The sequence below is a fragment of the Bartonella sp. CL100XZDX genome, assembly GCF_042195375.1.
Classification (GTDB): domain Bacteria; phylum Pseudomonadota; class Alphaproteobacteria; order Rhizobiales; family Rhizobiaceae; genus Bartonella.
Genome location: NZ_JBHIOH010000035.1, coordinates 67,596 through 80,223, shown reverse-complemented (window position 1 = coordinate 80,223; position 12,628 = coordinate 67,596). Strand labels below are relative to the sequence as shown.

12 protein-coding genes are annotated in these 12,628 nt (G+C 33.8%); 3 read left to right on the top strand and 9 right to left on the bottom strand.

Annotated elements, in window-relative coordinates; genetic code table 11:
- Positions 1-180: 180 nt before the first annotated feature.
- The 8 genes from ACFILU_RS03545 to ACFILU_RS03510 form a co-directional block, all read right to left on the bottom strand.
- Entirely contained in the window at positions 181-1,455 is a 1,275-nt protein-coding gene (locus ACFILU_RS03545; protein ID WP_375674768.1) for a M16 family metallopeptidase, read from the bottom strand.
- 82 nt (positions 1,456-1,537) lie between these two features.
- The gene (gene thrC, locus ACFILU_RS03540; protein ID WP_375674766.1) at positions 1,538-2,935 is read right to left on the bottom strand and encodes a threonine synthase; all 1,398 of its coding nucleotides are present in this window, start codon (positions 2,933-2,935) and stop codon (positions 1,538-1,540) included.
- 637 nt (positions 2,936-3,572) lie between these two features.
- Entirely contained in the window at positions 3,573-3,935 is a 363-nt protein-coding gene (locus ACFILU_RS03535) for a hypothetical protein (protein ID WP_273791361.1), read from the bottom strand.
- A 216-nt stretch (positions 3,936-4,151) separates the two neighbouring features.
- Complete coding sequence (locus tag ACFILU_RS03530; RefSeq protein WP_273791362.1) at positions 4,152-4,514, bottom strand: hypothetical protein; 363 nt, start codon at positions 4,512-4,514, stop codon at positions 4,152-4,154.
- Between the two features lie 172 nt (positions 4,515-4,686).
- The gene (locus ACFILU_RS03525) at positions 4,687-5,043 is read right to left on the bottom strand and encodes a hypothetical protein (RefSeq protein ID WP_375674765.1); all 357 of its coding nucleotides are present in this window, start codon (positions 5,041-5,043) and stop codon (positions 4,687-4,689) included.
- A gap of 896 nt (positions 5,044-5,939) precedes the next feature.
- Complete coding sequence (locus ACFILU_RS03520) at positions 5,940-6,173, bottom strand: hypothetical protein (protein WP_273791557.1); 234 nt, start codon at positions 6,171-6,173, stop codon at positions 5,940-5,942.
- Positions 6,174-6,445: 272 nt separating this feature from the next.
- Entirely contained in the window at positions 6,446-6,619 is a 174-nt protein-coding gene (locus tag ACFILU_RS03515) for a hypothetical protein (protein WP_375637425.1), read from the bottom strand.
- A gap of 430 nt (positions 6,620-7,049) precedes the next feature.
- Positions 7,050-7,745: an HAD family hydrolase gene (locus ACFILU_RS03510; protein WP_375660123.1), complete on the bottom strand. Its 696-nt coding sequence runs from the start codon at positions 7,743-7,745 to the stop codon at positions 7,050-7,052.
- Positions 7,746-8,117: 372 nt separating this feature from the next.
- Between ACFILU_RS03510 and ACFILU_RS03505 the strand changes: the two genes are divergently transcribed.
- Positions 8,118-9,206, top strand: a complete 1,089-nt coding sequence (locus ACFILU_RS03505; protein WP_375613050.1) for a site-specific DNA-methyltransferase — start codon at positions 8,118-8,120, stop codon at positions 9,204-9,206.
- Positions 9,207-9,963: 757 nt separating this feature from the next.
- On the opposite strand, the gene mutY is transcribed toward ACFILU_RS03505, so the two are convergent.
- The gene (gene mutY / locus ACFILU_RS03500) at positions 9,964-11,022 is read right to left on the bottom strand and encodes an A/G-specific adenine glycosylase (RefSeq protein ID WP_375674763.1); all 1,059 of its coding nucleotides are present in this window, start codon (positions 11,020-11,022) and stop codon (positions 9,964-9,966) included.
- 203 nt (positions 11,023-11,225) lie between these two features.
- On the opposite strand from mutY, the gene ACFILU_RS03495 reads away from it, so the two are divergent.
- Both ACFILU_RS03495 and ACFILU_RS03490 read left to right on the top strand, forming a co-directional pair.
- Positions 11,226-11,726 carry a DUF721 domain-containing protein gene (locus tag ACFILU_RS03495; protein ID WP_273791561.1) on the top strand — a complete coding sequence of 167 codons (501 nt, stop codon included), beginning with the start codon at positions 11,226-11,228 and terminating at the stop codon, positions 11,724-11,726.
- An 82-nt stretch (positions 11,727-11,808) separates the two neighbouring features.
- Entirely contained in the window at positions 11,809-12,468 is a 660-nt protein-coding gene (locus tag ACFILU_RS03490) for a DsbA family protein (protein ID WP_273791562.1), read from the top strand.
- Positions 12,469-12,628 lie beyond the last annotated feature (160 nt).

Here is a 12,628-nt window from a genome sequence, read left to right as displayed (position 1 = left end):
CCAGATTTCACGGATATACCTTCACTCATTAGAATCTTTATCACATGAAGTATGAATTGGGTAGTTTTGTACGCCTCTTTGCCCAATATTTCCAAAACTTATTTAATGAGAAGAGCTTTTGTGGTAAATTTTATGATAAAATATGTGATGTTATTGTGATGCTGCTTTGAAAAGAAGTTTTTACTTTAGCTTGTATGAAAGAGTTGACGTTAAATCATCAAAATTTATGAGGGGTCCTACAGGTCCGACAGCAGTTAGTGTTGGTGTGGAGTTTGTAAAAAGACGATGTGCTAAATCAGTTAATCTTTTAGGAGTAATGAGATTGAGGCGTTCAATTGTTTCCGATATTGGAATTGGTCGACCATAAAGGAGTATTTGGCGAGCAATGAGATGTGCTTGACTAGAAGGATTTTCCTGTGACATTGTCAGGTTCGCACGATATTGCGTTTGTGCTCGTTGTAGTTCATTAGCGTGAATATTTTTGCTGACCTTGGAAAGTTCATCAAGAATCACAGGAATAAGTTCTTTGAGCCCGTCTTGTCCGGTAGCTGCGTGAACACCAAAAAGTCCAGTATCTGAAAATCCCCAATGAAAAGCATAAATAGAATAGCATAATCCACGTTTCTCTCTTACCTCTTGAAAAAGACGTGAAGACATACCACCACCAAGAATGATTGAAAGAATTTGGGCCGCATAAAAATCACGCGCGTGATAAGCGCGTCCTTCAAACCCTAAAACAACTTGTGTATCCATTAAATCGCGATATTCACGAAAGTCGCCACCGACATAATTTGCAAGATTAGTAAGAGGTGCGGTTGAATGGGAGCGAAAAGTACCAAGACGACTTTCAACTTCTCGCACGAAACTTTCGTGCTTTACAGCTCCTGCTGCAACGACAATCATACGATCTGCACTATATTGTTTATTGATGAAATCATGGAGATCAGTAGATGTAAATGATTGAATAGTTTTAGCTGTTCCTAAAATAGAGCGCCCAAGGGATTGATGACGAAAGGCTGTTTCTGTAAAATGATCAAAAACAATATCATCAGGAGTGTCATGGGCAGCACCAATTTCCTGAAAGATTACTTGTTTTTCTCGTTCTAGTTCATTGTCGTCAAATTTTGAATGCATTAAAATATCGGCTAAAATATCTATAGCAAGAGGGATATCGCTTTTAAGTACACGTGCAAAGTAAGCTGTTGTTTCAATACTGGTTGTAGCATTTATTTCACCGCCAACATCTTCAATATCGGTTGCAATTTGAAAAGCAGTGCGGTTTTCGGTTCCTTTAAAAGCCATATGCTCAAGAAGATGAGCAATACCATGCTGTGTGGAGGTTTCATTGCGTGAGCCCACTTTAACCCATATCCCGAGGGCAACACTATCAATTTGTTGCATTGTATGTGTGGCGATAGTCAAACCATTACTAAGGCGACATATATCTACATCCATGTATTTACAACTCCATTAATAAGCTAAATACCTCATTGTAAAGGTATTAGAATATTCTTGATTTAAATTAATGCAGCTAACTTTAATAAGATGCACGCGATTTTAAAGAAATATAATCTTTTACTATTTTTTCATCATTAGCAAGACTTATAAAATGTTCTTCGTGTTTCATTACATCATTGAGATGAGATGGCCATGGAGCATGAAGGCCACAAGCGCTTTTAATCGTATCAGGAAATTTAGCTGGATGAGCCGTGGCAAGAACGATCATTGGAATATGCGGTTTTTTGTTTTCACGCGCTACTTGAAGAGCAACCGCTGTATGTGGATCAACAAGATAGCCACTTTCCTTATAGACACTATCAATTGTTTGAGCTGTTGTAGCCATGTTGCTTTTCCCGGCGGAAAATAGGGAACGAATATTTTTGAGTTGCTTTTCATCAAGAGTAAAGAGCCCCATTTTTTTCAAGTTTTCCATTGCATTGCGAATCCAGATTGGATCACGATTGCCACTTTCAAAGAGCAAACGTTCAAAATTAGAAGAGACCTGAATATCCATAGAAGGTGATGTTGTATGGACTATTGGTTGTGTTTCATAAGTACCACTGGTCAATGTACGTACAAGGATGTCGTTATCATTCGTTGCGATGACCAGTTGAGCAATGGGTAATCCCATACGGGCTGCGACATAACCTGCAAAAATATCACCAAAATTTCCAGTAGGAACAGTAAATGAAACAGCTCTATCAGGAGCTCCTAAAGAAAGTGCAGATGAAAAATAGTAAACAATTTGCGCCATGATACGCGCCCAATTTATAGAATTCACACCTGAAAGTGCTCTTTTTGTACGAAAATTGTGGTCATTAAACATTGCTTTGACAAGGGCTTGGCAATCATCAAAATTTCCTTCAATGGCAATGGCATGAACATTTGAACATTGATTGGTTGTCATTTGCCGTTGTTGAACAGGTGATACACGTCCTTTAGGAAATAAAATAAAAATATCTGAGTGTTCTTTTCCAGCAAAAGCTTGTATCGCAGCTCCACCTGTATCACCTGATGTTGCAGCAATAATCGTTGCACATCTATTTTTTTCAGTCAAAACATAATCCATCAGTCGAGAAAGAAACTGCATTGCTACATCTTTAAAAGCTAAAGTAGGACCATGAAAGAGTTCAAGGATAAATTCATCTGCTCCAGTTTGTCGTAACGGACAGATTGCTGGATGGTGAAAGGTTGCATAAGATTCAGCGATCATATTTTCAAAAGCTGTATATTCGATTTCGTTATTCACAAAGGGCCACAGAATAGTTTTAGCAATTGTTGTATAGGACTGACCACGAAGTGCTCGTAACGCATCAAATGATAGCTGAGGAAATTTATCTGGCAAATAAAGTCCCCCATCACTTGCCAACCCTGTCATGATTGTTTCTGTAAAGCTTAAAGCAGGAGCTTCACCTCTCGTGCTGATATATTCCATAAGTCTTATCCTTTTTTTTATTTCTGGCAAATTGGTGAAGTTATTTATTTCACGTTTTTCATAATATTTAAATTATTAAATGGATAGAGCTTCTTTTCTTCTTTTTAACTCAATAATGAAAGGAAATAGTCTTAAGCATTTTTATTTTTAAGATATAAACGTCAAATGTTCACAGAAAATCTGTTGCAGACGAAAATTTCCTCTCTATTATTCACTCACTTAAATTTTACAATGTATCTTCACTTGTGCTCCTTCTAAAATAATAAAATTAAATAGATAGAATGGTAGTTACTGAAGAACTTTTGTATAAAACTCAATCATTCATAGTTATTTTATGCTCTTAATACTTTGTAACAATTACATCTGCTAAACCGAATGTTAAAATGATACATCTCAGAATTCACACTGGAAGATTTATAAGGTAATTTTATGGCATTTCGTGCGCAAATCTATACTTTGCATAATCTTTTTTTAGCATAATTTATCATTTTGTATAATAATAGATATTATATTTATGCTATACAGTATGGTAACTTAAAGTTTATCCATAGAAAACATACAACAGCCTGCTAAATGATGTGAAGCAGGCTGTAAAGTATTCTCATTTTTAATAGAAAAAATACTGAGTATCTTTGAATTATTTTCCTTTAATTTTTCCTATTGCACATCCGATTATCCCGCTAAATATGGACATAACAAATCCAGTCAAGAATCCAAAACCTAAAGCTCCTACTGTAGAAAAAATTCCTAGCGTAATTGGTTCAAACACTTTCTCAAATTTTCCTTCAAAGGCAGATTCACTTTTTGCTTTATGAGTGAAACTTGGGACATAAAGAGCCGCTATATCGATAGCTTTTTTCTTTCCTTGTTCTATTAAAGAGACAGTTTCCCATTGAGTATCATTGTTCAAATGATTGGCATGAACATTTATAACTTGTGAAAGCAAAAAAGAAACTGCTATTAAAATATTTAATACGTAAGTTTTCAATACTTTAATCATAATTTTTCACCAATACTTTTACTTTTATTTTAATCTGAATTGAATAGATTCGTCGGCAGAATTAGTGCACATTGAGAGAAACAGAAGCATTTAAAGCTTTTTTCATTCTTAGTGTGATAATTCATTAGTTTTTTGTCATCAACAATCGATCAACACAGAATATATCCATAGTTTATATTTCATATGAGAAGGTTTTATTCTGATGAAATTTCAATTCTAACGAGATTTAAAACACGATATTATTTTACTTATTATCCATCCTAAAAACATGCCTATCGTACTTGATGCATATCCAAGTGCCATCCCCATACCAAAAGCCCCGATTGTAAGAGGTTCAACGACCTTTTCAAATTTTCCTTCAATAGTAGTTTCATTACTCACTCCACGATTTAGACTGGGTCTATAGAGAGAAACGGTATGGACTGCATCCTTTCTTTTCTGCTTTATTGCAGAAACAAAAGTATTCTCACGATGAGTACTATTTTGCAAAGAGTTTGCATGTACATTTACAACCTGAGAAAGAGAAAAGGCAGACATAATGAAAATACTTAATATATGATTTTTAAATAATTTAATCATAATTTACCTCAAATATTTTATACTATATATGCGTAAATTTATACTTTGGATATTTGGATATAATCTACAATATTTATATTTTGTAGAAAGATGAGCTTCATTATGTAATTATTTACAATAAATTATAGACACATAACGAAGCTAATATTCTAGAGTTCTAGATGAGGTTGAATTATTTGAACATCAATACTATGTCCTTTATCCAACTTATTATCGATCCTATAAAGCTCATTGCATATCCAGTAAACAATAGTCCCATTCCTATAGTTATAGGCTCAACGACCTTTTCTAATTTTCCTTCACCAGTTGTTCCATTTTCTGTTTGATAATTTGCAGATGGAACATAGAAAGCAGTCGTAGAAACTACATCGGATGTCGCATATTTTACTTGTTCCATTGGGAAAACAGAAAGTTCCTCTTTTGGAGTATCATTTTTCAAATAGTTTGCATTAACATTTACAGTTTGTGAAATAAAAAAAGTGCTCGCTATAAAAATGCTTAAGATATAATTTTTAAATATTTTTATCATAACTTTACCTCAAATATTTTTAAGTTATATATGTAAGAAATATACATAATGGTTATGTATCTCACACTATATATAATTTATGTATTTCAATATGTATTTTTAGTCAATAATAAAAATACATATAAAAATATAACTGTAATTTTTTATAAACATTATTGTAAAAAAGTAACAGTAATAATTACAAAAATATTTTTTAAAAAATTTTATGCAATATCTTATTATGTGTTATATATAAAACAACAAGTGGTTATCGTATGATTTTTATAAAATGATATTAATATTATTTTTTTTAATACAATTATAAATAATAAAGTTGATCAAACTTTTTACATATTAAATATATATAAATTTATTTATTATAGATATTATAATAAAAACATAAAAATTATGATGTATTTATAAAAATATTCTTAAAAATTAAAATATTAATGGACAAGCTAAAATATTATTATTTATATGAGTTATTATAGATAGTCATTATTGTAATAATATGTGTTCTATAGATATTATTAAGTTATTAATCAATGATTATTAATTGCATCATGATAGCATAATACTACTGCTTACTTAACTATTAATTATATACATTTATCTTATAGATAATAATATGTTATAGATACTAAAAAATATACAGATCTCTCATAGTGGAAAGTAGAGCTCGAATTGGATAGAGATAAATGATATTATCTTTTTCTCACCAATATGAGCGGCGTATTACTATGATGCAAAGTGTATAGAAGAATGTCAATTCAGACATATTTATGAGTGCCGAAAGATCAGCATTGGATAATATTTTTCGACATTTTCTTCTTTCCAAACTGAAAAGCCGCTTTTATTTTTAGAAAGGGTGTTTTTCCTAAAGTTGGATTACTTTTGAAAAGATCTGATTTCATTGCTTATTTAAAAAGTCTATTAAGTGCTTTTGGAAAATTTTGAGCAACTACTGGTATCTCTGTACGTTGTTTAACATGATTGTATGTTTCATATTTAAGTGCTTTTTTAAAGAAACCGTTCTCAAGGTACTCAAGCCTATTTTGCAACGCTATATATGATGATAAAGTCCCATAATATAAAATTCTTAGGACATCAGAATTTTTGACGTTTATAAAGAAGAAAGATGGCAGTGCCATACACTTTGCTCGCTCCTAATGTTGCTACTAATTTTTGCCTTTTGAGATAATTCATTAAAAGGCATTTTTATTTCTTTAATTCAGCATATCCAGATTTTAAATGAGAGAATCTTACAATATTCGGTTTTTTGCTTAATTTGAATAATGATTAATTATTGATTATAAATCAACATGTTGTCTGTAAATTACTTAGTATGAAATGTTTTTTATAAAAGGCACATTTTTCATAAAAATGTATTCTTTTTGTTTTTTGTAATCTTAGGGAGGTTGTACTAATTGATGCTGTTAAAATACTGTTTGAGCAGCAAAGTAAATAAGCCTTCAACAAGTTTACGAGATTTGGATTGAATAAATATAAGCCCGTGTAACTCAACAAGGACGCTTTTGTCATTTTCAATAAACTTTTGTGTTCCATAGATTCCGCGAATTTTAATATTTTTTTCCATGATCAATAGGCACATCCCTTACAATTTTACCATAGTATGTGATTTTTTTGATCAGATGAAAGAGGCTAGCAATTCTCACATCTTATCGAGCAAGGCATCGTAATATTCCTTTTTTGACAAATATAATAATTTATCAGGATGAGCTGCTGAGGTTGGGAGTGGGATATCGGAGTTGAGATAGATAAGCAGGGTTTAATTTTCATGAGTTGGCACCCCTGTTTTTTGCTTTTTTTAAAGCACGTGCAATGGTTAACAGACTTATGATTTCAATGAGGCGCTATATTTTTCCTTCACATTGAGATGCAATTCACCCGTGTCGTGAATTACGCATTTATTGAAGTTATTATAAAAGGAGCAGCGAGAAGAGAAGGACATTTGAATAAAAATGCTTCTTACAAGAGTTTACAAATTGATATATTCAAGAGATTTTTTATAATAGATCTCGCCATACTGCCATTGCTTCTAAGACTTCTCCTAAATGAGCATGTTTTGCAATAACTGTTTCTGCACCAGCTTCTGCAAGTGCATTAGAATGGCCAAAATAGCTATGTGATCCTCCCGTAAAGCCGATGACACGCATGCCTGCTGCTATGGCTGCGTGTACACCATGAAGTGAATCTTCTATAACGATAGTGTTTTGGGGCTCTGCCTGTAATTGTTGTGCGGCAAAAAGGAAAACATCAGGGGCCGGTTTCGTTCTTTTTGTTCCAACTTCAGGTGCTGAAAATATTTTACCTTCAAAAAGGTCATAGAGATCAACCGTGGTGAGCATCTCTTTTATATCTACGCTTTTTGCATTAGAGCAGATACAGTAGGGATAGCGTGTTTGAATAATTTCTACAGCTTCTCTTACATCATCAATAGCCCGTAATTTAGTTTTTATTTGTGTACGAAAAATATTAGTCATTTGGTCTATGAGATGAGCAGAAATTGGTTTTTCTGTTTCCTGTTCAACGTGTTTAAGAATATCGCGAAAGATAAGCCCTGCAAAACGCTCACTCAATTCTTCGGGTGATATTTCATATCCTGTTTGTTTGAGCAATTGTGATCCAATTTTTGCTGCAAGATATTCAGAGTCAACGAGAACTCCGTCACAATCAAAAATAATAAGATCTATCTGAGGCATAAGATATTCCTTTACATGTTACGAGATGGACAATTTTCATGAAAACGATATTGAGAGGATCTTATTTCATAAAAATAAGTTTTGAAAATGATTCTTAATTCTTTTACGAAATAAAAGATATGGGAACAGTACATTGAAAAAAAGAAAATTAAGGTTTCATTCATGTGAAAGTTTTTTTTTACTAAAAAAACAAAAACAATTATCAATTTTGTAGAATTTTAACGATACGTTTACGCTATTTTGTAAATATGGATTGGTAATGCGGGCCTATAAACTATTTTAGTTGATTATAGGGCAAATTTAGTTAATTTTGTTGGGTTTTTCATGACAGTTATTCAGCTTCAAAAAGATTTCCTTCGTATCCCCTCACAAATGCCATGGCGCAATAAAATTTTTAAAGGAGATTGTGTTTCCGTTCTAGAAAAACTTCCCAAACATTCTGTTGATATGATTTTTGCAGATCCACCCTATAATTTGCAATTGGATGGAGCTTTATACCGTCCAGATCATTCGCTTGTTGATGCGGTTGATGATGCATGGGATCAGTTTGAGAGTTTTGCTGCTTATGATGCTTTTACCCGTGCATGGTTGCTTGCTTGTCGTCGTGTATTAAAACCCAACGGAACACTTTGGGTTATCGGATCTTACCATAATATTTTTCGGGTTGGGACGGCATTACAAGATTTAGGTTTTTGGATGCTTAATGATATTATTTGGCGCAAGAATAATCCGATGCCTAATTTTCGAGGGCGCCGTTTTCAAAATGCTCATGAGACGCTTATTTGGGCCGTGCGAGATCAAAAAGATAAAAAGTACACATTTAATTATGATGCCTTAAAAGCGGCAAATGAAGATCTACAAATGCGTTCAGATTGGCTTTTCCCTCTCTGCACTGGAGCTGAACGTTTAAAGGATGATTCAGGGCGTAAATTGCATCCAACACAAAAACCGCAAGCGTTATTAGCGCGTATTATTATGGCTTCTAGTAAACCTGGTGATGTTATTCTCGATCCGTTTTTTGGTTCGGGAACAACAGGTGCTGTTGCCAAGCTTTTAGGGCGTGATTTTGTTGGGATTGAACGCGAGCAAGATTACATCGATGCAGCATGTGAGAGAATTGCGGCAGTTCAACCTTTAGCGCAACCAGAACTAGCGATTTTGGATAGAAAAAAAGCAGAACCGCGCGTAGCATTCAACAGTTTGCTTGAAGCAGGTTTACTCTATCCTGGAGAAGTTCTTTATGATCGTAAGAAGCAAGTATCTGCTATTGTAAGAGCTGATGGTACGATTATGCATGGTGGTGAAGCGGGCTCAATTCACGCAATGGGAAGAAAGGCTCAAGATTCGCAGAGTTGTAATGGTTGGACCTTTTGGTATTATGAGGAAAATGGACGGTTGAAGTCCATAGATCATTTAAGAATGATCATACGTTCACAAATGTTAAAAACGGGTGTTTTATGAACTAAGCTGATCGCTTCATTCTATTGACCACCAATGTACCTGATCTTGATTAAGATGGACGTGAGGGCGTTTTATGCCTTTCTTAGATGTTTTTTATTGACACACTAATCTCGCTTGTAAGCGGCAAGCGAGTATTTTTATGCTTCTTGTAGAAGAAATTAAAATGAGAAATTTTCACTCTATGTTCTAGTTTTAGTTCCAAGACAGTAAAATTTCAATATAAGCTTATAAAAATGAAATATCAGAATTAAAAGGTTCATTCAGAAGTTCCAAATTAAGTGCTTTTTTGAATACGTACATCTGTAAAGTGCGTAAAATGTATTTATTTATAAAGATAATTTAACGCAACTCATATTGAATTGCCCTCGGAATATCGTCAAGTTTTTTCATTTCAAACTTGTTCCATATTGAATCGATGAAAATTACTTGCTTGCATGTCATAAACGGGGTTGGCGTGTGAATAAAAATTGTTAACGAAAGAACTAAAAATACCTCTTATGAACCGTTTCACGTACCAAGGGATGTTGAGGGGGCTGGTAAATATAACGATGGAGCCGACTTACTCCTTCATAAGCGAAAAAAGGATAGAACCTGAAATTTAAATTTAAGATTTCTAAGCTTTTCTATTCCTCCTTAATTCTTATCTGTAGAAAAAATTGGTTATTTCATTTTTTAAATTTTTCTTTTGCAGATTAATAAATAATCGCTAGAGATACAAAAGTCTCTGTTAGAAAACATTTTTATGAATAGGGAAAGGTTATTTAAATCTGAAAGAATTGGGAAGTGCTACGGAAATGGCTTTTTTCATAACAGTAGGTAATGCTTCTTCGGTAAGATGTTGAATGTTACACCACCAACCATTTTCACAATTCATTTCATGAACATCTTCGGTATAGTAAACATCGAGTTTTAGAGAAAAGTGAGTAAAAACATGTGTAATTTGTCCCTTGAATTGCCAATTGGCAGTAAAGGGTGCGTTTTGGAGCCCATTTTCGTTGTTTATGCCAATATTGTTAGGAATTTGGGTCATTCCACCAAGGAGCTTTTGCGTCTGTCGTTTTTCCAAATAAATTTGTCTCTTTTTATTAAGGACCACAAAAGCAATACCTGTTTTTGAAGGGCGTTCTTTTTTAGGGGCTTTAACTGGAAAAGACTCCGGTTGTTGCATCTTTTCTGCTTTGCATAAACATTGAAGAGGGCAGGTATAACAAGATGGTTTGCGTGGAGTACAAATTGTTGCTCCCAAATCCATCATTGCTTGAGCAAAGTCACCAGGACGATTTAAAGCAGTAATTTTTTGTGTTTTTTCTTTAATTTCAACTTTTGCTTTTTGCAATATTAAAGTGATAGCAAAAAGTCGCGCTACCACACGTTCGACATTACCATCAACCACTGCTACAGGGTGGTTAAAAGCAATCGCAGCAATGGCTGCGGCAGTATAATCTCCAATACCGGCTAGAGTTCGCAATTCTTTTACAGATTGTGGAAATTGTCCCGCGTAGTTTTCAACAAGCTGTCGCGCACATTTTTTAAGATTACGTGCGCGTGAATAATAACCAAGACCAGCCCATGCTTTCATGATATCATCTTGTGAGGCTTTTGCTAAAGAGAAAAGATCAGGCCATAGTTTTAGAAATTTTTTAAAATAAGGCTTAACTGTTTCAACGGTTGTTTGTTGAAGCATGATTTCAGAAAGCCAAACTTGATAAGGATCAGGACGGATACCTTGTTTTTGCTTTTCAGGGGTAATCCGCCATGGAAGATGTCTGTGATTTTGATCGTACCAAGCAAGGAGGTGCGAAGAAATTTCATACATGATTGCTTTCAAGCATAGGGAGATATAAAATGCAAAAGAAAAAATTATTTATTTTGTAATTCATGTTTTTTGCTCTTTTATTGTCAAGGCTCTGGTGAGAAAAGGCTTTTTATTTTGTTGATATTTCATAAATTGAGGAGGCAACAATTTCTAGATGAAACAAATGATTTTAATTTAGTAAGCGGTTGAACAATGATCTAAAAATGAGAAAACAGCTTAAAAAACGTATCTTTTATTCTCTTTCTGAGACGGTATACAAAATACTTGATCCAGTTTTACGCAAACGGACAGGGCTTAATGTAGCGCTTATAGAACATTGGCCACAGATTGCGGGCTATGATATCAGTGAACATACAATGCCGCTTAAAATTATTTGGAAACGTCGTGCAGATCAAGATGAAGTTTTTCAGCCAGCAACACTTGTTGTCGCATGTGAAGGATTTGCTGCGTTAAAATTGATGCATGAAACAGAGGAATTACTTCATAGAATTAACGGATTTTTTGGCTACATTGCTATTGATCGCATCAAGATTGAGCAAAGGAGTATGTCGGTTTTTATGAATCACTTGCCTCTAAAACCGCCTTTGAGTGAACAAGACAAAAAATGCGTGGAAAAAATGCTTGAAGGAATTGAAGATAAAAGCTTGCACCAAGCACTTTATAAACTTGGCTGTTGCATTTTCTTGGAAAAAAATAATAAATAGAAAGATATTTTATATATTTTCCTTTAATATATGAGAAAGCATTGGATTCCTATTCGTTAATAACAACAGAAAAGTATTATTTATGGTAAAATATCGTTCTTTTTTATCTTTCGGGATAATTTTTCTCTTCATAACGATTGTACAAAACAGTGTAACAGTTGCTTTAGCGCGTGATCCCAAACCAGTGGCAACAACTGTTGATATGGCAGAGCTTCTCCAATCGGGTAAAGTAAAGGATCGCTTTGAGGGAGAGGCGGATGCACCAGTCGTCATTGTTGAGTATGCTTCGTTGACATGTACCCATTGTGCGCATTTTTATAATGATATACTTCCCCAAATTCGTAAAAAATATATCAAAACAGGAAAAGTAAAACTTATTTTCCGAGAATATGCTTTTGATCCTCGGGCAACAGCAGGTTTTATGTTGGCACGGTGTGCACCAGAAGATCGCTATTTTCCTTTGATAGAAGTTTTATTTCAAAAACAAAATGAATGGGCTTTCGGAAAAAATGCTCTAACACCATTGAAAAAAATTGGCTTAATGGCTGGTTTTACAGATGAAAGTTTTACTGCTTGTTTGAAAAATCAGTCCATTTTAGATGAAGTAAATGCATCTTTTGAACGCGGTAAAGAGCTTGGTGTCACAGCAACACCTACTTTCTTTATTAATGGTAGTAAATATGAAGGTGCCATGAAAGTAGAAGAATTTTTTTCGGTGATTGATAGTTTTCTTAAAAACTGAATCTTAATCTTCCAGAAGATGGATAGTGATACTTTTGGCCATTATCTCCTTTGGAAGGATTAATATTATGCATTTATGAAGCGATATTGTTTTTGAGCCAATTTTGAATCAAATCATTGCTTTTAAATGAGCTTCGGTTGAATGATGTTTTGATGCTGAT

Bases quoted from the DNA above. Each gene is read 5' to 3' on its own strand.
- ACFILU_RS03545 (WP_375674768.1), bottom strand. From the start codon at position 1,455: ATGGATGTAGATATATGTCGCCTTAGTAATGGTTTGACTATCGCCACA.
- thrC (WP_375674766.1), bottom strand. From the start codon at position 2,935: ATGGAATATATCAGCACGAGAGGTGAAGCTCCTGCTTTAAGCTTTACA.
- ACFILU_RS03535 (WP_273791361.1), bottom strand. From the start codon at position 3,935: ATGATTAAAGTATTGAAAACTTACGTATTAAATATTTTAATAGCAGTT.
- ACFILU_RS03530 (WP_273791362.1), bottom strand. From the start codon at position 4,514: ATGATTAAATTATTTAAAAATCATATATTAAGTATTTTCATTATGTCT.
- ACFILU_RS03525 (WP_375674765.1), bottom strand. From the start codon at position 5,043: ATGATAAAAATATTTAAAAATTATATCTTAAGCATTTTTATAGCGAGC.
- ACFILU_RS03520 (WP_273791557.1), bottom strand. From the start codon at position 6,173: ATGGCACTGCCATCTTTCTTCTTTATAAACGTCAAAAATTCTGATGTC.
- ACFILU_RS03515 (WP_375637425.1), bottom strand. From the start codon at position 6,619: ATGGAAAAAAATATTAAAATTCGCGGAATCTATGGAACACAAAAGTTT.
- ACFILU_RS03510 (WP_375660123.1), bottom strand. From the start codon at position 7,745: ATGCCTCAGATAGATCTTATTATTTTTGATTGTGACGGAGTTCTCGTT.
- ACFILU_RS03505 (WP_375613050.1), top strand. From the start codon at position 8,118: ATGCCATGGCGCAATAAAATTTTTAAAGGAGATTGTGTTTCCGTTCTA.
- mutY (WP_375674763.1), bottom strand. From the start codon at position 11,022: ATGTATGAAATTTCTTCGCACCTCCTTGCTTGGTACGATCAAAATCAC.
- ACFILU_RS03495 (WP_273791561.1), top strand. From the start codon at position 11,226: ATGAGAAAACAGCTTAAAAAACGTATCTTTTATTCTCTTTCTGAGACG.
- ACFILU_RS03490 (WP_273791562.1), top strand. From the start codon at position 11,809: ATGGTAAAATATCGTTCTTTTTTATCTTTCGGGATAATTTTTCTCTTC.